The sequence below is a fragment of the Kitasatospora sp. NPDC004289 genome (genome assembly GCF_053602875.1).
The window spans coordinates 161,564-180,890 of sequence record NZ_JBSGEL010000002.1; the positions used below are offsets into that span (position 1 = coordinate 161,564).

Sequence of the window (19,327 nt, forward strand, 5' to 3'; positions counted from 1 at the left end):
GCGGCGGGTGACCCCTGAATTTGTTGATCTTGCCCCGGACCAGCCGTTCGCCCGGCCCAGTGCCGGAGTGCGGCGGGCTCGTCGTCGGCGGATCGTCAGGTCTCCGCCGACAACGAACTCACCGGCGGCACCCGCGTGCACACCGGTCCCCACGCCGACGATGGAAGCCTTCCCGTTTCCTCGCGCTCCGGCGGCCCGACGGGCCGTGTAGGCCCGATTGAAGGGCTTGCGCGCTCCGGGGGGGGTAAGCAGGCGGGCCGATTCCGTCACCTGCTCGTCGGCCCGCGGTCAAGGCCGCCCCACAGGGGAGTTGAGCCCCGCCGACCCCCGACGGGGCGCCCCCGGACAACGACGAAGCCCCGGATCGCTGACCCGGGGCTTCGGAAGTGGAGCGGACGACGAGAATCGAACTCGCGCTAGAAGCTTGGGAAGCTCCTGTTCTACCATTAAACTACGTCCGCACTGACGGTCCGTCAGGGACGGGCCGGTCGATCAACACTCTACCCCATCTGCGGAGTTGTCCGCGCCCCGCTCGGACGGGGCGGCGCGTTGCCGTGTGGAATGTCCGGTAGATCCCCTAATGTGACGCAGGTTCGGAGTGGGCCTGGGAAGGGGATCGCGATGGAGCAGCGTACCGTCGTCCGGTGTGCCGAGGGGCACCTGTTCAGCACGGCGGGTTTTCCGATGCGGACGCTCGGGGCGGGGCGGCTGGGCAACAGCAGGCTGATCCGCTGCCCGCAGTGCGGGCGGCTGCGCAGCTCGGTGCTGGCGGACCTGAGCGAGCTGACCGGGGCGCAGGTGGAGCGGGCGCTGCGCCGGGAGGCGGTGGAGTTCCTCGCCTGAGCCTTCGGGGCGTCCTTCCGCTCCGTGGGCTCGATGCGGCCCGCGGGGCGGATTCACGTAGTCTCGTGTCGTGCTTCTCTCCGACTCTGACATCCGCGCCGAGATCGACAAGGGCCGGGTCTCCATCGACCCGTTCGACCCCTCGATGATCCAGCCCTCCAGCATCGACGTCCGGCTGGACCGGTTCTTCCGGGTGTTCGAGAACCACCGGTACCCGCACATCGACCCGGCGGAGGAGCAGCCCGACCTGACCCGGCTGGTGGAGCCGGAGGGCGACGAGGCCTTCATCCTGCACCCCGGCGAGTTCGTGCTGGCCTCCACGTACGAGGTCATCACCCTGCCGGACGACGTGGCCTCCCGACTGGAGGGCAAGTCCAGCCTCGGCCGCCTCGGGCTGCTGACGCACTCCACGGCCGGCTTCATCGACCCGGGCTTCAGCGGTCACGTGACCCTGGAGCTGTCGAACGTGGCCACCCTGCCGATCAAGCTCTATCCCGGGATGAAGATCGGTCAGCTCTGCCTGTTCCGGCTCTCCTCCCCCGCCGAGCACCCGTACGGCTCCGAGCGCTACGGCTCGCGCTACCTGGGGCAGCGCGGCCCGACGGCCTCGCGCTCCTACCTGAACTTCCACCGCACCAAGGTCTGACGACAACGCCGAAGGGGCGGCCACCCACCGGGGTGGCCGCCCCTTCGGCGTTGGGTCAGGCCCGCTTCGGGCGGGTGACGGCGACCAGCTCGCTGCCGTCCTCCGAAAGGGTCAACTCGGTACGCAGTTCGGCCAGTTCACCCAGGTGGTGGAGGTGGGTGCCACCGCAGGCGATGGTGGCCGCGCCCTCGGGGAGCTCGGCGTGCCACTGGCGGCGGGCGGTCAGCTCGGGGCCGGGGACGTCGATCCGGACGGCGGCGTCGGCGGCCACCCAGGAGGCCAGCCGGGCGTTGACCGCCTCGGTGATCGCGGGCAGCGCCTCGGCCAGCGCGGGCAGCTCCTCGGCCGCCTCGGTGGTGAAGCCCTTCTTGCGCAGGGACTTGCCGAGCCGGTAGGTGTCGGTGGAGGCCTCGGTGTCCATCACCGAGGAGGCCATCGCCAGGCTGTCGAAGTCCGGGTGGCCGAGGGCGTCGGCGCGGCCCGGGTCCTTGCGCCAGCGCGGGGCCAGCGCCTCGTTCAGGGCCAGCGCCAGCAGGTGGCAGCCGCTGTGCGCGGAGGAGAGCAGGGCCCGCCGCTGCGGGTCGACCGCCAGCTCGACCGGGCGGCCGGTGACCGCGCCCGGGTCGGCGGCCAGCACGTGCAGCACCAGCCAGGACCAGGCCTCGTCCCCGCGCCGCACCGGGATCTCGGCACCGACCAGGAACTCGCCCTCGGGCCCGTACCCGCCGGTCAGGCAGTCCACCACCGGGTGGACCGCGCCGGCCACGGTCAGGGTGCCGAGGTCGGCGGGCTGGTCCGGCCAGGTGTGGTCCAGCGGGTGGAACGGGCTCTCCTCGGTGACCACCGCGTACCGGCCGTCGGCCAGCGGGTGGACGGCCAGCACGGTGGAGGAGCCGTTCACCTCCCCGGCCGGGAAGCTGACGCGGGTGGTGGGGAGGGTGGTCATGCGGTGGCTCCGTACGTCGCGGTGCAGGTCGTGCACAGAAGAGGGAGGGAGGGTCAGCCCAGCGTGGGGAGCTTGATGAGCACCAGCAGGGCGAGCAGTTGGATGGCGGCGGCGCCGGCGGCCTTGCCCCAGGGCAGGTCGTGCACCCGGCGGACCATGGTGGTGAGCAGCCCGGCGCAGAGCAGCCAGGTGGCCCAGCCGACCACCTGGACCACCGCGTTGTCGGCGGGCAGGAAGAGGGCCAGCAGCAGCCGGGGCACGTCGCTGGTCCAGGCGATCAGCACCGCCAGGCCGATGGTGGACGGCCACGGGCCGTCGCCGCCGAGCTGGCGGGCCAGCCCGTAGGTGACCGCGCCGAGCATCGCCCCCGCCAGGGTGAAGGCGACCGCCGAGCCGGCGATGGCCGACAGCGCCACCGAGAAAGTGGAGCCGAAGACGTCGTCCCTGGTCGACCCCAGGCCGAGCACGGCTAGCGCGCCGTACAGCGCCGAGACGGTCAGCGCGGGCAGCCAGACCTGGTGGTCGCGGACCCGGTCGAAGGTGGCCACCGGGGCCCGGTAGAGCCCGGTCAGCAGCTCCTTCCAGGCCGGGCGCGGGCCGCCCGCCCGCGGGGTGGACTGGCCGCCGGCCCGGTAGGTGGCGACGTTGTCGCCCTGCGGGGCGGAGGCGTAGTGCTGCTCCTCGTCGACCGAGAAGACCCGGGTGTGCCCGGGCAGGTCCGTCCCGTAGCCACCCTCCGGGTACCCGGGCGGCGGGTACTCCGCCTGCGGGTGGTCCGACTGCGGGTACTCGGGCTGCGGGTAGTCCGGGTAGGCCTGCGGAGGACCCTGCTGCGGGTAGCCCTGCTGCGGGTACGCCGGATGCGGAGCCGTGAAGAACTCGGGCTCCCCCGTCGGCGCGTGCCCCTGCGGTCCCGGCGCTCCCTGAGCACCCTGCCCGCCGGGCGCCGCCCCCCAGCCCTGCCGGGGGTCGACGGCGCCCTCACCGTTGTCGTATGCGTTGCCAGCCACGGCACGAAGGTACCCGCTGGAGCTGACCACACGTCGGTTGATCATGGCTTCGGCGCGGGATTGCAGCAGTGCTGTGACCCCGCGCCGGACCGACGGACCGTCAGCGACGGGTCAGCGCGCCGCGGCCTTGTGGCCGTGCACCACGGCGGCCGGGGTCTCACCGGCCGGGCAGCCGCCCGGGCCGGCGGTGGTGCGCACGGCACCGACCGGCAGGAGGGTGCCGCAGGCGATCCGGATGCCGTTCGGCAGCTCGTTGTCGGCCTCGACGGTGGCGCCGTCGCCGATCACCGCGCCGTCCAGCGAGCAGCGCTCCCCGACGCTCGCGTACGCGCCGACGATGGAGTCCTTGACGTGGGCGTCGGCGGCGATCACCGCACCGGGCAGGACCACGCTGCCCTCGACGATCGCACCGCCCTTGATCACCGCGCCCTCGGAGACCACGGTGCCGTTGCTCAGCACCGCGCCCGGGGCCACCTCGGCGCCCGGGAGCAGCAGTGCCTCACCGGTCTCGCCGGGGACGGCCGGGGAGTCCACCTTGCCGAGCACCAGGTCCGCCGACCCGCGCACGAAGGCGCCCGGGGTGCCCAGGTCCAGCCAGTACGAGGTGTCCACCACGCCGCGCACCAGCGCGCCGGTGGCCAGCAGCTCCGGGAAGGTCTCGCGCTCGACCGAGACCTCGCGGCCGGCCGGGATGCGATCGATCACCGATCGGGTGAACACGTAGCACCCGGCGTTGATCTGGTCGGTGACGATCTGCTCCGGGGTCTCCGGCTTCTCCAGGAACTCCAGCACCCGGCCCTGCTCGTCGGTCGGCACCAGACCGAAGGCGCGCGGGTCCTCGACCCGGGTCAGGTGCAGGGTGACGTCGGCGCCGGCGGCCACGTGCCCGTCCCGCAACGCGGCGATGTCCAGGCCGGAGAGGATGTCGCCGTTGAAGATCAGGACCGGCTCGTCCGGGCCGCAGGTCAGACCCGAGGCGGCGTTGCGGATCGCGCCGCCGGTGCCCAGCGGCACCTCCTCGGTCAGGTAGACCAGCTCCAGCCCGTACGGGCTGCCGTCCTTGAAGTGCTCCTCGAAGACCTCGGCCAGGTAGGAGGTGGCCAGCACCACGCGGGTGACCCCGGCGGCGGCGGCCCGCGCCAGCTGGTGGGCGATGAAGGGGACGCCCGCGACGGGCAGCATCGGCTTAGGGGTGTGGGTGGTCAGCGGGCGCAGCCGTGTGCCCTTGCCACCGACCAGCATGATCGCCTCGGTCATGGTCGCGCTTCTCCCCTTGCTCCGTTGCCGCCGGCCCCGCCAGGTCGCGAGGTGACGTTGTCGCCGTCGTCCGCTCGTGGTCCACGAGTTCGACGCCTACTGTATTTCGTTCCAAACCGCCCCCGTTCCAACGGGGGTCCGATACGTACCACCCGACACCCCGCGGACGCCACCGGACCTCGCGGTCCCGCCCCGGGGGCCGAGGAAGCGGCACCAAACCTCCCCCAGGTGTTCACCACCGCGGCCGAGGGCCCACACGTCCCCCGCGGGCCCGGGCGCCGGGCCGTCGGAACGGACCGGGAGCACCCCGGCCCCGGCCGCCCGGGAGGGGCGGTCGGGGCCGGGGTCGGGTGCCGGGTCACGGCCGGGTTCAGGCCTCGACCGGCTCCGGGTCGGCGGGCTGCGCCTTGACGGAGTCGAGCAGCAGCTGGGCCACGTCGACCACCTTCAGGTGCTCCTTGGCCGCGCCGTCGTTCTTCTTGCCGTTGACCGAGTCGGAGAGCATCACCAGGCAGAACGGGCAGGCGGTGGAGACGATGTCCGGGTTGAGGGACAGCGCCTCGTCCACGCGCTCGGTGTTGATGCGCTTGCCGATCCGCTCCTCCATCCACATCCGGGCGCCGCCGGCGCCGCAGCAGAAGCCGCGCTCCTTGTGACGGTGCATCTCCTGCTGGCGCAGACCGGGGACCTTGTCCATGATCTCGCGCGGCGGGGTGTAGACCTTGTTGTGGCGGCCCAGGTAGCAGGGGTCGTGATAGGTGATCAGACCCTCGACCGGGTTGACCGGGAGGAGCCTGCCCTCGTCGATCAGGTGCTGCAGCAGCTGGGTGTGGTGGATCACCTCGAAGTGACCGCCGAGCTGCGGGTACTCGTTGGCGATGGTGTTGAAGCAGTGCGGGCAGGTGGCCACGATCCGCTTGGCCGGGGCGTCCTCCAGCGCGGCGTTCAGGGTCTCGACGTTCTGCGCGCCGAGCATCTGGAACAGGAACTCGTTGCCCAGGCGGCGCGGGGAGTCGCCGGAGCAGGTCTCCTCCTTGCCGAGGATCGCGAACTTCACGCCCGCGGTGTGCAGCAGCTCGGCGAAGGCCTTGGTGGTCTTCTTCGCCCGGTCCTCCAGGGCGCCGGCGCAGCCGACCCAGTAGAGGTACTCGACCTCGGCCGGGTCGATGTCCTCACCGATCACCGGCACCTCGATGCCGGTCTCCTTCTTGAGCTCCTTCACCCAGTCCAGGCGCGCCTTGGTGGCCATGCCCCACGGGTTGCCCTTGTTCTCCAGGTTCTTGAGCATCGTCCCGGCCTCGGTCGGGAAGGAGCTCTCGATCATCACCTGGTAGCGGCGCATGTCGACGATGTGGTCGATGTGCTCGATGTCGACCGGGCACTGCTCGACGCAGGCCCCGCAGGTGGTGCAGGACCAGAGGACGTCCGGGTCGATGACCCCGTTCTCCTCGGCGGTGCCGATCAGCGGGCGCTCGGCCTCGGCCAGCGCGGCCGCCGGGACGTCCTTGAGCTGCTCGGGAGTGGCCTGCTCGTTGCCCTCCATGTCCTTGCCACCGCCGGCGAGCAGGTACGGCGCCTTGGCGAAGGCGTGCTCCCGCAGGCTCATGATCAGCAGCTTCGGGGAGAGCGGCTTGCCGGTGTTCCAGGCCGGGCACTGCGACTGGCAGCGGCCGCACTCGGTGCAGGTGGAGAAGTCGAGGATGCCCTTCCAGGCGAAGTGCTCGACCTGGGAGACGCCGAAGACGGCGTCGTCGGCCGGGTCCTCGAAGTCGATCGGCTGACCGCCGCTGGTCATCGGACGGAGCGCGCCGAGGGCGGTGCCGCCGTCCTCCTCGCGCTTGAAGTAGATGTTGAAGAAGGCCAGGAAGCGGTGCCAGGCCACGCCCATCGAGGGGTTGACGCCGATGGTGGTCGCCCACGCGAACGAGATGCAGATCTTCAGCATCGCGAACAGGTAGACCAGGTTCTCCAGGGTGCCGGTGGCGACGCCGCGGAAGGCCGCGACGATCGGGTACGAGACCAGGTACGCCGGATCGAAGGAGTCGACGCCCTCGAGGGCGCCCTCCAGGCCGCGCAGCATCATGATGCACAGGCCGATGCCGAGGATCGTGTACTCGACGTAGAAGGCCTGCCAGGCGATCGAGCCGGCGAACCGGGACTTGCGGCCGGCCCGGGAGGGCAGGCTGAGCAGCCGGATCACCATCAGGGTGAGGATGCCCAGCGTGGTCAGGGTGCCGATCAGCTCGACGAAGACGTTCCACACCAGCCAGTGGCCGATGACCGGCAGGACGAACTCGGCGTCGAAGAGCTGCCCGAAGGCGTTCACCAGGGTGAGCACCAGCGAGAAGAAGCCGACCGCGACGAACCAGTGCGCGATGCCGACGACGCCCCACTGGTTCATCCTGGTATGGCCGAAGAACTCCTTGGCCACGGTGGCGACGCGCTGGGCGGGCTGCCCGAAGCGGGTGCCGTCGGCGGCGCCGGTGCGCACCACCTTGTAGATGTACAACGCCGCCCGGGCGGCGAGCGCGGTGCCGATCACGAAGGTGACCAGCGAGATGACGATCGCTGCTAGCTGCATCGGCTCTCCGTCTCCAGCGGCTGGAATGTGTGCAGGTTCCCCCTGAGTGTACTCATCAGTAACTTTCAGGGCCGACGGCCCGGAGACTACCGCGCGTTAACACCCGTTCAGAAGACGCACCGGGTATGGCGGCTGTCACTAAGGGCGGACTCACCCGCTCGGAGCAGGGGACGACATAAGCGCGCAGTAAAGTTGAGCCGGATCCACTCATGGCAGTTGACTCTCCCCGGAGGGCCGTGCATCCTTGAGCCTGTAAAGCTCAACTTCTTCCCGGAGGTATTCACGATGGCACGCGCGGTCGGCATCGACCTCGGTACGACGAACTCGGTCGTCAGCGTTCTCGAAGGCGGTGAGCCCACCGTCATCACCAACGCCGAGGGCGCCCGGACCACGCCGTCCGTCGTCGCCTTCGCCAAGAACGGCGAGATCCTGGTCGGCGAGGTGGCGAAGCGTCAGGCGGTCACCAACGTCGACCGCACCATCCGCTCGGTCAAGCGCCACATGGGCACCGGGTGGAAGATCAACCTGGACGGCAAGGACTTCAACCCCCAGCAGATCTCGGCCTTCATCCTGCAGAAGCTGAAGCGGGACGCCGAGTCGTACCTGGGCGAGACGGTCACCGACGCCGTCATCACCGTCCCGGCCTACTTCTCCGACTCCGAGCGCCAGGCCACCAAGGAGGCCGGTGAGATCGCGGGCCTCAACGTCCTGCGCATCGTCAACGAGCCGACCGCCGCCGCCCTGGCCTACGGCCTGGACAAGGACGACCAGACCATCCTGGTCTTCGACCTCGGCGGTGGCACCTTCGACGTCTCCCTGCTGGAGATCGGCGACGGCGTCGTCGAGGTGAAGGCCACCAACGGTGACAACCACCTCGGTGGTGACGACTGGGACCAGAAGGTCGTGGACCACCTGGTCAAGGTCTTCCAGGCCGGCCACGGCGTGGACCTCTCCAAGGACAAGATGGCCCTCCAGCGCCTGCGCGAGGCGGCCGAGAAGGCCAAGATCGAGCTGTCCTCGTCCTCCGAGACCTCGATCAACCTGCCCTACATCACCGCCTCGGCCGAGGGCCCGCTGCACCTGGACGAGAAGCTCACCCGGGCCCAGTTCCAGCAGCTGACCGCGGACCTGCTGGAGCGCTGCAAGACCCCGTTCCAGAACGTCATCAAGGACGCCGGCATCAGCCTGTCCGAGATCGACCACGTGGTCCTGGTCGGCGGCTCCACCCGCATGCCGGCCGTCGCCGAGCTCGTCCGCGAGCTGACCGGCGGCAAGGAGGCCAACAAGGGCGTCAACCCGGACGAGGTCGTCGCCATCGGCGCCTCGCTCCAGGCCGGTGTCCTCAAGGGCGAGGTCAAGGACGTCCTGCTGCTCGACGTCACCCCGCTGTCCCTCGGCATCGAGACCAAGGGCGGCATCATGACCAAGCTGATCGAGCGCAACACCACGATCCCGACCAAGCGCTCCGAGATCTTCACCACGGCCGAGGACAACCAGCCGTCGGTCCAGATCCAGGTCTACCAGGGCGAGCGCGAGATCGCGGCGTACAACAAGAAGCTCGGCATGTTCGAGCTGACCGGCCTGCCGCCGGCCCCCCGCGGCCTGCCCCAGATCGAGGTCACCTTCGACATCGACGCCAACGGCATCATGCACGTCGGTGCCAAGGACCTGGGCACCGGCAAGGAGCAGAAGATGACCGTCACCGGCGGCTCCGCGCTGCCGAAGGACGACATCGAGCGCATGATGCGCGAAGCCGAGCAGTACGCGGAGGAGGACACCAAGCGCCGCGAGGCCGTGGAGACGCGGAACCAGGGCGAGCAGCTCGTCTACTCCACCGAGAAGTTCATCGCGGACAACACCGACAAGCTCCCGGCCGACGTCAAGACCGAGGTCGAGACCGCCATCGGCGAGCTCAAGGAAGCCCTCAAGGGCGAGGACATCGCGGCCATCCGCGAGGCGACCGAGAAGGTCTCCACCACCGCCCAGAAGCTCGGCGCCGCGCTGTACGCGCAGAACGACGCCGCGGGTGCCGCTCCGGCCGGTGACGCCGGTGCGGCCGGCGCCAAGGACGACGACGTCGTCGACGCCGAGATCGTGGACGACGAGAAGCCCAAGGGCGGTGCGTCGGCATGACGGAGAAGCCGCAGGGCACCGAGCCCGGCGACGACTCCGCCGCCGCCGAGGAGGCCGTCCTGAAGGCGGCCGAGGAGGCCGTCGCGGGTGGTGACGAACTCGCCACCGCGAAGCGGGAGTTGGCCGAGCGCACCGGCGACCTCCAGCGCCTCCAGGCGGAGTACCAGAACTACCGCAAGCGGGTCGAGCGCGACCGTCTGACGGTCCGTGAGATCGCGGTCTCCAACATCCTGGAGGCCCTGATCCCGGTGCTGGACGACATCGGCCGGGCCCGCGAGCACGGTGAGGTCACCGGCGGGTTCAAGTCCGTCTCCGACAGCCTGGAGACGGTCGTGGCCAAGCTCGGGCTGCAGCAGTTCGGCAAGGAGGGCGAGCCCTTCGACCCGACGCTGCACGAGGCGCTGATGCACAGCTACTCCTCGGACGTCACCGAGGACACCTGCGTGCAGATCCTCCAGCCCGGCTACCGGATCGGCGAGCGGATCATCCGCCCGGCGATGGTGGCCGTGGCGGAGCCCCAGCCGGGCACCCAGACCACCGCCGCCGCGGATGCCGACTCGTCGGACTCCGACAAGGCCGACGGTGCCTCGGAGAGCTGACACGGCACGCACTGCGGAGTCGTCCGTCGTCCTGGACGACGGGCGGCTCCGCAGTGCCGTATCCCCGACCGACCCAGTACGGAACAGCCACGGGAGGTGGCGGCAGCCATGAGCGCGAAGGACTACGTGGAGAAGGACTACTACAAGGTCCTCGGCGTGCCCAAGGACGCCACCACCGCGGAGATCAAGAAGACGTACCGCAAGCTCGCCCGCGAGTTCCACCCGGACGCCAACAAGGGTGACGCCAAGGCCGAGGAGAAGTTCAAGGACATCTCCGAGGCGTACGACGTCCTCTCCGACGACAAGCGCCGCAAGGAGTACGACGAGGCGCGCAGCCTCTTCGGCAGCGGCGGCTTCCGGGCCGGCGGCCCGCAGGGCGGCGGCTTCGACTTCGGCGACCTGTTCGGCGGGGCGCAGGGCGGCGGCGGGGGCGGGGTCGGCGACCTCTTCGGCGGCCTGTTCAACCGCGGCCCCCGGCAGCCCCAGCCGCGCCGCGGCGCGGACGTCGAGACCGAGGTGACGCTGGCCTTCGAGGAGGCCGTGGACGGCGCCACCGTGCCGCTGCGGATGACCAGCCAGGCCGCCTGCCGGGCCTGCTCCGGCACCGGCGCCAAGGCCGGCACCACCCCCCGGGTCTGCCCGACCTGCGTCGGCGCGGGCACCGTCAGCCGCGGCCAGGGCGCCTTCGCGCTCTCCGAGCCCTGCCGGGACTGCAAGGGCCGCGGCATGCTGGTCGACGACCCCTGCACGGTCTGCCACGGCAGCGGGCGGGCCTCCTCGGCCCGCACCATGCAGGTGCGCATCCCGGCCGGGGTCCAGGACTCGCAGCGGATCAGGCTCAAGGGCAAGGGAGCCCAGGGCGAGCGGGGCGGCCAGCCCGGCGACCTCTACGTCACCGTGCACGTGGACGCCCACCCGGTGTTCGGCCGCAAGGCGGACAACCTGACCGTCACCGTGCCGGTCACCTTCCCCGAAGCCGCGCTGGGCGGCACCATCGAGGTGCCCACCCTGAACGGCCCCTCGGTGAAGCTCAAACTCCCGGCCGGGAGCGCCAACGGCCTCACCCTGCGGGCCCGCGGCAAGGGCGCCACCCGCAAGGACGGCACCCGCGGCGACCTGCTGGTCACCGTGGAGGTCGTGGTCCCCAAGCACCTGGACGACGAGGCCCTCGCCGCCCTGGAGCAGTACCGCGAGGCCACCGCCTCGGACGACCCGCGAGCCGCCCTGTTCAAGGCGGCAGAGGGAGCGTGATGACCAGATGAGCCCGACCCCTCCCATCGGCCCCGGCCTCGGCGAAGGCCTGCCCGGCGGCGCCCGCCCCCGGGCTCATTACGTCCTGACCGAGGAGACCCCGGTCTACGTGATCTCGGTCGCGGCCGAGCTCTCCGGTCTGCACCCGCAGACCCTGCGCCAGTACGACCGCCTCGGCCTGGTCTGCCCCGACCGCACCGCCGGCCGCGGCCGCCGCTACTCGGCGCGGGACATCCAGCAGCTGCGCGAGGTCCAGCGCCTCTCCCAGGACGAGGGCATCAACCTGGCCGGCATCAAGCGGATCATCGAGCTGGAGAACCAGGTCGCCGCCCTGCAGGCCAAGGTCGGCGAGATGGTCGACGCCCTGGAGGGCGCGGCCGCCGCGCTCCAGCAGCGGGAGGCCGCCGTGCACGCCTCCTACCGCCGCGACCTGGTCCCCTACCAGCAGGTCCAGCAGTCCAGCGCCCTGGTGGTGTGGCGCCCGAAGCGGTAGCCCCTGTTCCGTCGGAGCCGTTGGTACCCCTCCCTTCCGAGGGGTACCAACGGCTCGCCGGGTAGTGAGAGAGTGCTGATCGGCAAGTCGGCCCAAGGGACGGGACTATCGGCGATCGGCCTCGAAGGCGCTGGACTTGCCGCCTAAAATCCTGACCAGACGGAAGCTGGACACGATCGGGTCGATGGCGAGGAGTCACAGATGAGTGGTCGGGCGCAGCTCGGTGCCACTTCAGGTGGTGCAGCCACACTTTCCCAGGAGGCGCGCGCCCTCTATCTGAAGATCGTGGCGGAAAACGGCCAGCTGCCCGAGAGCTCGGGCGAATCGGATGCCGCACCGCTTCGCGAGCTGGTGGACATCGGCCTTCTGGTGGCGGATGTCGACGTGCCGGGCACCTTCATCGCGGTCGACCCGACCCAGCTTTCCCTGGGATTGAGCAGCACATGGCAACGCCAGGCACTCGATCTGCTCTCCCGCGCCGTTTCCCTGCCCAATGAGCTGCAGGAATTGGCCCAGGCCTTCCACTCCCCGACCCAGGCCGGGGGCTCGGTCGAATACGTCCGAGGGAAAGTGCTCATCAATCAGAAGCTGAATCAGTACAGCGCCGCCGGAATGGAGGAGGCCCTCGCGCTGCAGCCCGGCGGGCCCCGGCCCCCCGAGCTCCTGGACGCGATGATCAAGCGTGATCTGGAGAGCCTGGGCCGCGGCACGCAGATGCGCACGATCTACCACGCCAGCACCCGGTACCACCAACCGACCAGGGACTACGTGTCGGCGCTCGCCAAGGTGGGCGGCCAGTACCGGACGCTCGACGAGCCGTACACCCGGCTGATCGTGATAGACCGGCGGCTCGCCGTCATACCCGTGGCGGACGACATGAGCCTGGCCGCGTTCATCCACGAGCCGGCCATCGCCAACTACCTCGCCGAAGAGGTCTTCGAGCCGAGCTGGAGCCGCGCGCTCGATTTCGACGGGGACCGGGCCGTGCCGCAGCAGGTCGTGTCCAGGCTCCGCCAGACGATCATCGACCTGCTCCTCGCCGGCACCAACCACCGCGTCATCGCGAAGCGGTTGGGCATCAGCGAGCGCACCCTCGCCCGCCACATCGCCGAGATGCGGGAGGACTACAACGTCGACTCCCTGTTCCAGCTCGGGTACGTGCTCGCCCGAGCCTCCGAGCACTCGGAGGAGTAGCCCCACGGGGCCTCGTCCTCCGGCCATGGCGTCCCCGGCCGCTCCGGACGGCTACCGCTCGCCCGAAGACCGAGTCCCCCGCCCGGGCGCCACGTCCACCCACACCTGCCCGGAGGGCAGAGGGGTCAGGACCAACCGATGTCCTCCAGGGACGTCACGTTGGTGACACGCGCCGCAGAGTCGACCGGAGCTGCGGCCTGACCACTCGACACCGCGAGGTACGCGCCGACCAGTGCGGCCGTGCTCACGACCAGCGACAGGACGGCCTTACGGACGAACCGGTGCATGCGAGACATATGCCCACCCCTTCCTCAGCTTCTTCGAGCATTCACTATGGAATGACTAATCGGGCATATATTGCCGCACGGCGTACGTCTGTGCCAACCATCCAGCCGACGGGCGAGTGCGTCATCTCTCTGCCAGGCGTCCAGATGCCACCTGGCGACCCTAGACGCCACAGTCACGGCTGTTGGACGATCAGTTCGCTCTCGATGGTCCCGACAAGGTCACCACAACTTGCCGATGAACCTTCAATTGCACGTTTAACAACACCCAGAGCCTTCGGGCTCGCCGGCTGAGCAGCCACCGTCCGCAACCGCCTTCCGGCACCAGCCTCCCCGGTCGGCCATTCCCCCGGAGTCGACAGATGAGTGAGCCCTACCTGCGCAACCGCGCCACCCAGACCCCCGAGGGTCGGCGCGCCCGGGTGTTCCTCGCCGCGCCGCTCATGCGGCTGACCGGCCCGGCGGACAGCGTGGTGACGCTGGCCAGCCGCACCCGGCTGACCACCCTGCGCTCGACCCTGCTGAAGAGCGGCGCCGCCGTCTACAGCGCCCACCACAGCGACGCCTGGACGGTGAACGGCCGCGCCCCCGAGCCCCGCGTCCCGTCCGACTTCCGCGCGCTGCAGACCGCCGACCTGGTCTTCGCCTACGTCGGCGCCCCGCTCTCGGCCGGCGTCGCGCTGGAGCTGGGCTGGGCCTCCTCGCTGCGCAAGCCGATCGTGCTGCTGGTGGACGAGGCGATCACCCACAACCCGCTGATAGCCACCATCGAGCAGGTCGCCCCGGTGCTGCCGCTGGTCTTCGACGACACCTGGTCGCAGGAGGCCCTGCACCACACCGTGGAGACCGCCCTGGACTGGGCCGGCATGGCGCTCTCGCTCCGCGAGGGCTTCTGGACCGCCCCGACCGAGGCCTTCCCGACGCCCCGTCAGGAGACCTCCGGCTACGGCTACTGGAGCGACTGGGGCGGCGTCGCCACCGGCTGACCCCGTCCGCCCACGGACGCGCGGGGACGGTCACTCACCTGACATCCCCTCCGCCCCGCGCATCTGCCAGCCCAGTTGGAACAGCGTGTCCGCGTCGTACAGCTCGCGCAGCCTCGCGATGTGCCCGGCCACCGTCCGCTCGCTCAGGCCCAGCCGGGAGGCGACGGCCCGCTGACTGAGGCCCTGTGCGAGCAGTCGGCCGACCTGCTCGTGTACCGCCAACTTTCCTGCCGCACCCGCGAGTTCACTCCACCGAACGCGCTCGGCCCGCTCCCAGTCGCGCTCCCAGATCCCCAGCAGGACATTGATCACCGCCGGGTCCTCGACGAAGGCCGCCGAGGTGTTGTCCGCCCTGGCCGGGAGCACCGCGAGCTGACGGTCGAACACCAGCATCCGGGTGAACGGCTCGTCCAGGACGCGGATCTGTTCGCCCCACGCGCTGAGCCGCGCGGCGTACTCGACGGTGGGCGCGTCCGACCGGGCACCCGGCTGGTACAACGTCAACTTGCGCCCTCCGGCCTCCAGGTACTCACGGTCCCGCCCCAGGGACTGGGCCAGGAACTCGGCCGGGCGGGCACCGCCGGGCTGGGCCGCCAGGACCTCCTCCCGCCGCTCCGCCTCGATCTGCACGATGCGGGAGCGGATCTCCTCCATGTCGCTGACGATCCGCACCACTCCCGTGCGGCCCGAGCGCCGCGGCGCGGCGTCGTAGGCATGGGCCAGCTCCTCCAGCGGCGTCGGCACGTGCTCGGCCCGGCCCAGCAACTCCATCCCGGCCGCTCGCAGCTCGGCCGCCTTCCGGTCTCCTACCGAGCGCGGGTTGACCGCCGTCAGGGTGCCGTCCTCGGTGTGGTGGACCAGCAGGCCGTACTCCAGCAGGCGCAGCACCGCCGGGGCCTCCTCCGCGGTGACGTCCCGGAACCAGACGCGGCCACCCTCGGCCAGGACGGCCGTGTAGACGGCCCGTTCGGCCGGGCCGAGCGGGCGGCGCTCACTCATGGCCGCACCGGCGCCGCATCCGCCAGCCGAGCTGGAAGAGGGTGCGGGCCCCGTGCCGCTCGCGCAGCCGGGAGATGTGGCCGGCCACCGTGCGCTCGCTCAGGGCCAGCCGGGAGGCGACGGCCTTCTGGGTGAGGCCGTCCGCCAGCAGGCGGCTGATCCTGTCCCGGGTGAGGTCGGTGGCGGACTCGGCGGTCAGGCCGGCCCAGTCGACCGCGTCCGCCCGGGCCCAGTCGCGTTCGTGGACGGCGACCAGGAAGGAAACCGTCACCGGATCCGAGACGAAGACGGCCCGGGTGAGGTCGTCGGCGGCCGGGAGCACCGCGACCTTCCGGTCGATGATCATCATGCGGCGGAACGGCTCGTCCAGCAGCCGGAGTTCGGCCCCCTCGGCGGAGAGGGTGGTGGCGTACGCGACGGTGGCCGGCTCGCCGAGCACCAGGGGCTGGTAGAGGGCGCGCACCCGGACGCCCCGGCGCCGCAGCGCGGTGTCCTGGCGGACGGCCATCCGCAGGCCCTCGGGCGGGCGCGGGCCGGGCTGGGCGGTGAGCAGTTCGCCCTCGCACTCGGAGAGCAACTCGGCCAGCCGCTGCCGGATGCCCACCAGGCCGTCCACGTAGGCGGCCTGCTCACCGTCGCCGCCCTGCCGGGGCACCGAGTCGTAGGCCCGGGTCAGGCCGTCCAGCGCGAGCGGCAGCTCCTCGACCCGCTGCAGCAGCTGGGCGGCGGCGGCGCAGAGCTCGGCGCTGATCCGCTCGCCCACCGCGCGCGGGCTCTGCACCACGTACCGGGTGCCGGGCCCGTCCGTCCGCACCAGGCCGGTCTCCAGCAGCCGTGCCAGCGCCGGACCCTGGGGCACGGCGGCGACCGGCAGCCGGCCGCCCTCGGCGAGCACCGCCAGGTAGAGCTCCCGGGCCTGTTCGTCGAGCAGCCCGACGTCCCCGGTCGGCGTCACCGTGGCCATGACCGTGTACCTCCTCGCCCCGTTCCGTTCCGCTCCGGCCATGATCCCAGCGCGGTACGGCCCGACGCGCCTCCCGGGGGACCCAGCCCCCGGGAGACCCGCCGACATCGCACCAGGCCGGACGGCTTCCGGCGGGACGGAGCAGCAGCGTCCCGCAGCGCTTCTCGGGGGCCGTTCACCACAAGCGGCACCCCGGCCGCGGCCCGCCCGTTCGAGACCGGCGCGTGGGGCACCGGCTACACCCCCGGGGGCGGGCCAAGTCGTCCCCACCGGGCGTTGCGGGCCCGGTCGGCCTTGGCATGTACCACCCTCACAGGCACCCGTACACCGGGCAAGACCTGCGCGCATGCAGGTTCGCGCAAGTGCAGGAACCGGCAGCGGGGGCACCCGGTCAGCGCGGCCCGGAGCCTCCCCGCATCCGCCAGCCGAGCTGGAACAGGGTCTCGGCGCCGTGCAGTTCGCGCAGCCGGGCGAGGTGGCCGGCCACCGTCCGTTCGCTCAGGCCCAGCCGCAGCGCGATGGTGCGCTGGGTGAGCCCGGCCGCCAGCAGCCGGCCGACCTGCTCCTCCACCGGACGCTCCGGCTCGGCCGCCTGGTCACCCGCCCAGGTGACCTGCTCGGCTCGCTGCCAGTCCCGCTCGAAGCCGCCGACCAGGAAGGCCACCACCGCCGGGTCCTCGACGAAGGCCGCGCTGCTCTGGTCGGCGGCCGCCGGGACCACCGCCACGGCCCGGTCGAACACCGTGATCCGCTTGAACGGCTCACCCAACACCCGCACCGTGATGCCGAGTTCGGTGAGCGAGCGGGCGTACGCGACGGTGGCGGGATCGGCCCGCGCGGCCGGCTCGTAGAGCACCCGGGCGGTGCCGCCGCGGGCCACGAACGCCCGGGCCCTCGCGGTGGAGTCGGCCAGCTGCTGCGGCGCCAGCGGAGCGCCGGACTGGGCGCTCAGGATCTCCGTCGCGGTGGCCTCCAACTCCCGTGCCTGATCGAGCACCTGCCGGATGTCGTGGACGTGCCGCACCACCCCGGAGCGCACCGAGCGGCGCGGTGCCGAATCGAAGGCCGCGGTGAACTCCCGCAGCTCCTCGCCGAGTTGCTCGGCCTCCAGCAGCTTCCTGGTGCCCGCCGTCCGGAGCCCGGCGCTGATCCGGGCGCTCACCGTCCGCGGATCCACCGCCGTCCAGCCGAGGCCGTCGTCGCTCCCCACCAGCAGCCCGCCGGCCAGCAGCCGCCGCAGCGCCTCCTGGTCCCCCTGCCCGAAGGCCCCTCGCGGCACCTGCCCGCCCCGGGCCAGCACCTCCAGGTAGAGCTCGCGCTCCGCCTTGTCCGGCAGCTCCGGTCCGACCGGTGGTCCGGACTCCCCCGCCGACGCCGGGAGTTCAGGCATCACGGTCTCCTCGCATCCGCCAGCCGAGCTGGAACAGCGTCTGGGCCCCGTACTGCTCCCGCAGCCGGGCGATGTGGCCCGCCACCGTCCGCTCGCTCAGCCCGAGGCGGCTCGCCACCGCCTTCTGGGTCAGTCCCGTGGCCAGCAGCCGGCCGACCCTCCGAGCGGCCGGCCCGCTGCGCGGGGACTCGCCGAGTCCGCCCCAGTCGGGGGCGGAGGCCCGTTCCCAGTCCCGTTCGAAGACCGCCACCAGGAAGGCCACCGTCGCCTGCTCCGCGATGAACGCGGCCTGGCCCGGGCCCGTGCCGGTCGGCACCACGGCCACCTTGCGGTCGATGACCACCATCCGCTGGTACGGCTCGTCCAGCACCCTGGTCCGCGCCCCGGCCGCGGTCATCAGCGCGGCGTGCCCGACCGTTCCCGGCGAGTCGAGCACCACCGGCTGGTAGATGGTCCGCAGCCGGACGCCCCGCGCGAGCAGCGCCCCGTCCTGGTGGCGCGACACCGCCAGGGTCTCCGGGTTCCTGGGCCCCGGCTGGGCGGCCATCACCTCCTCGCGGCAGTCCCCGACCAGCTCGGAGATCCGCTGCTGGATGGCGACCTGACCGTCGAGGACGGTGCCCCGCTCCGGCGTCACCGCCACCCGCGGGACGGCGTCGTAGGCACCGGCCAACGCGCCGAACAGCTCCGGCAAGCGCTCCGCCCGCAGCAGCATCCCGATCGCGTCGGCCCGCAGCGCGGCGGCCGCGCGCTCCTGCCCTGCCTCCATCCCGGTCCCCTTCCCGTTACTCGGAGCGGTCCCGCATCCGCCAGCCGAGCTGGAAGAGGGTCTGTGCGCCGTACTGCTCGCGCAGGCGGGAGATGTGCCCGGCGACGGTGCGTTCGCTCAGGCCGAGGCGGGTGGCGACGGCCTTCTGGGTGAGGCCGGTGGCGAGCAGGCGGCCGACCCGGCGGGTGGCGGCCAGGGCGGGCGGGGCGGCGCCGAGGCCGCCCCAGTCGAAGCTCTCCGCGCGGGCCCAGTCGCGTTCGTAGACCGCGACCAGGAAGGCGACCGCCGCCGGCTCGGTGATGAAGACCGCCCGGCTGTAGTCGTCCTCGGCGGGGACCACGGCGACCTTGTGGTCGATGATCAGCATCCGCTGGTACGGCTCGTCGAGCAGCCGGACCTGGCCGCCCTCGGCGGCCACAGCGGTGGCGTACTCGACCGCGGCCGGCTCGTTGACCGTCATCGGCTGGTAGAGCGTGCGCAGCCGGGCGCCCCGGCGCAGCAGGGCGAGGTCCTGGACGCGGGCGACCGCGAGGCCCTCGGGGTTGCGCGGGCCGGGCTGCGCGGTGAGCACCTCCTGGCTGCTCTCGGAGACCAGCTCGGCGATCCGGTGGCGGATCCGGTCCTGGCCGACCACGACGGCCGGCTGGGCCGGTTCGGCGGCGTCCCGCGGGACGGCGTCGTAGGCGCGGGTGAGGCCGCCGAGGCTGTCGGGGAGCCGTTCGGCCTGGAGCAGCAGCCTGGTCGCGCTGGCCCGCAGTTCGCTGCTCATCCGTTCGCTCACCGAGCGGGGGCTGACCGCGACGTAGGCCTTGTCGATGATGTTGGGGATCACCAGTCCGGTGCGCAGCAGCTGGTCCAGCGCGGGCCGCTCGGCCTCGGGCACGTCGGTGAAGGGGACGCGGCCGCCGGCCGTCAGGATGGTCAGGTAGAGCCCTCGGGCCGCCTCGTCGGGGAACGGGGCCCCGGCCGTCTCCGCAGCCAT

General features: G+C 71.7%; 16 protein-coding genes, 1 tRNA gene and 1 pseudogene. 8 read left to right on the forward strand and 10 right to left on the reverse strand.

Annotated elements, in window-relative coordinates; translation table 11 throughout:
• Nucleotides 1-387: 387 nt before the first annotated feature.
• Nucleotides 388-461, reverse strand: a tRNA-Gly gene (locus ACWEPF_RS02210).
• A 160-nt stretch (nt 462-621) separates the two neighbouring features.
• On the opposite strand from ACWEPF_RS02210, the gene ACWEPF_RS02215 reads away from it, so the two are divergent.
• Both ACWEPF_RS02215 and dcd read left to right on the forward strand, forming a co-directional pair.
• A complete protein-coding gene (locus ACWEPF_RS02215; RefSeq protein ID WP_380149833.1) occupies nt 622-843 on the forward strand; it encodes a hypothetical protein in 222 nt (73 codons plus the stop codon).
• 70 nt (nt 844-913) lie between these two features.
• Nucleotides 914-1,489 carry a dCTP deaminase gene (dcd, locus tag ACWEPF_RS02220; RefSeq protein WP_345289942.1) on the forward strand — a complete coding sequence of 192 codons (576 nt, stop codon included), beginning with the start codon at nt 914-916 and terminating at the stop codon, nt 1,487-1,489.
• A 55-nt stretch (nt 1,490-1,544) separates the two neighbouring features.
• Here the strand turns inward: dcd and ACWEPF_RS02225 are convergent, their stop codons facing one another.
• The 4 genes and pseudogenes from ACWEPF_RS02225 to ACWEPF_RS02240 all read right to left on the reverse strand — a co-directional run bounded on the left by ACWEPF_RS02225 (nt 1,545) and on the right by ACWEPF_RS02240 (nt 7,283).
• Nucleotides 1,545-2,435 carry a metal-dependent hydrolase gene (locus ACWEPF_RS02225; protein ID WP_452171032.1) on the reverse strand — a complete coding sequence of 297 codons (891 nt, stop codon included), beginning with the start codon at nt 2,433-2,435 and terminating at the stop codon, nt 1,545-1,547.
• 53 nt (nt 2,436-2,488) lie between these two features.
• A complete protein-coding gene (locus tag ACWEPF_RS02230) occupies nt 2,489-3,445 on the reverse strand; it encodes a YIP1 family protein (protein ID WP_345289944.1) in 957 nt (318 codons plus the stop codon).
• Between the two features lie 192 nt (nt 3,446-3,637).
• Nucleotides 3,638-4,702 (reverse strand): annotated as a pseudogene (locus ACWEPF_RS02235) (sugar phosphate nucleotidyltransferase); the annotation flags it as partial.
• Nucleotides 4,703-5,072: 370 nt separating this feature from the next.
• Complete coding sequence (locus ACWEPF_RS02240; RefSeq protein ID WP_452171033.1) at nt 5,073-7,283, reverse strand: (Fe-S)-binding protein; 2,211 nt, start codon at nt 7,281-7,283, stop codon at nt 5,073-5,075.
• Nucleotides 7,284-7,568: 285 nt separating this feature from the next.
• Between ACWEPF_RS02240 and dnaK the strand changes: the two genes are divergently transcribed.
• From dnaK to ACWEPF_RS02270, 6 genes are all read left to right on the forward strand, one after another.
• Nucleotides 7,569-9,416 (forward strand): molecular chaperone DnaK, encoded by a 1,848-nt coding sequence (dnaK, locus tag ACWEPF_RS02245; RefSeq protein ID WP_345289947.1) that lies wholly within the window; start codon nt 7,569-7,571, stop codon nt 9,414-9,416.
• Nucleotides 9,413-10,015, forward strand: a complete 603-nt coding sequence (grpE, locus tag ACWEPF_RS02250; RefSeq protein WP_345289948.1) for a nucleotide exchange factor GrpE — start codon at nt 9,413-9,415, stop codon at nt 10,013-10,015. The genes dnaK and grpE overlap by 4 nt, the downstream gene beginning before the upstream one ends.
• 108 nt (nt 10,016-10,123) lie before the next feature.
• Nucleotides 10,124-11,266 carry a molecular chaperone DnaJ gene (dnaJ, locus tag ACWEPF_RS02255; RefSeq protein ID WP_345289949.1) on the forward strand — a complete coding sequence of 381 codons (1,143 nt, stop codon included), beginning with the start codon at nt 10,124-10,126 and terminating at the stop codon, nt 11,264-11,266.
• A gap of 7 nt (nt 11,267-11,273) precedes the next feature.
• Nucleotides 11,274-11,759, forward strand: a complete 486-nt coding sequence (locus ACWEPF_RS02260) for a heat shock protein transcriptional repressor HspR (RefSeq protein ID WP_345289951.1) — start codon at nt 11,274-11,276, stop codon at nt 11,757-11,759.
• Nucleotides 11,760-11,960: 201 nt separating this feature from the next.
• Nucleotides 11,961-12,953, forward strand: a complete 993-nt coding sequence (locus ACWEPF_RS02265; RefSeq protein ID WP_452171034.1) for a helix-turn-helix domain-containing protein — start codon at nt 11,961-11,963, stop codon at nt 12,951-12,953.
• Nucleotides 12,954-13,599: 646 nt separating this feature from the next.
• Entirely contained in the window at nt 13,600-14,223 is a 624-nt protein-coding gene (locus ACWEPF_RS02270) for a hypothetical protein (RefSeq protein ID WP_452171035.1), read from the forward strand.
• Nucleotides 14,224-14,253: 30 nt separating this feature from the next.
• Here ACWEPF_RS02270 and ACWEPF_RS02275 read toward each other — a convergent pair whose 3' ends face one another.
• The 5 genes from ACWEPF_RS02275 to ACWEPF_RS02295 form a co-directional block, all read right to left on the reverse strand.
• The gene (locus ACWEPF_RS02275; RefSeq protein WP_452171036.1) at nt 14,254-15,222 is read right to left on the reverse strand and encodes a LuxR C-terminal-related transcriptional regulator; all 969 of its coding nucleotides are present in this window, start codon (nt 15,220-15,222) and stop codon (nt 14,254-14,256) included.
• A complete protein-coding gene (locus ACWEPF_RS02280) occupies nt 15,215-16,186 on the reverse strand; it encodes a LuxR C-terminal-related transcriptional regulator (protein WP_345289956.1) in 972 nt (323 codons plus the stop codon). Before ACWEPF_RS02280 ends, ACWEPF_RS02275 begins: the two co-directional genes overlap by 8 nt.
• 391 nt (nt 16,187-16,577) lie before the next feature.
• Nucleotides 16,578-17,576 (reverse strand): LuxR C-terminal-related transcriptional regulator, encoded by a 999-nt coding sequence (locus tag ACWEPF_RS02285; protein WP_452171037.1) that lies wholly within the window; start codon nt 17,574-17,576, stop codon nt 16,578-16,580.
• On the reverse strand, nt 17,569-18,345 hold the full coding sequence (locus ACWEPF_RS02290; protein ID WP_452171038.1) for a LuxR C-terminal-related transcriptional regulator: 777 nt from the start codon (nt 18,343-18,345) through the stop codon (nt 17,569-17,571). The genes ACWEPF_RS02285 and ACWEPF_RS02290 overlap by 8 nt, the downstream gene beginning before the upstream one ends.
• A gap of 16 nt (nt 18,346-18,361) precedes the next feature.
• Complete coding sequence (locus ACWEPF_RS02295) at nt 18,362-19,327, reverse strand: LuxR C-terminal-related transcriptional regulator (protein WP_452171039.1); 966 nt, start codon at nt 19,325-19,327, stop codon at nt 18,362-18,364.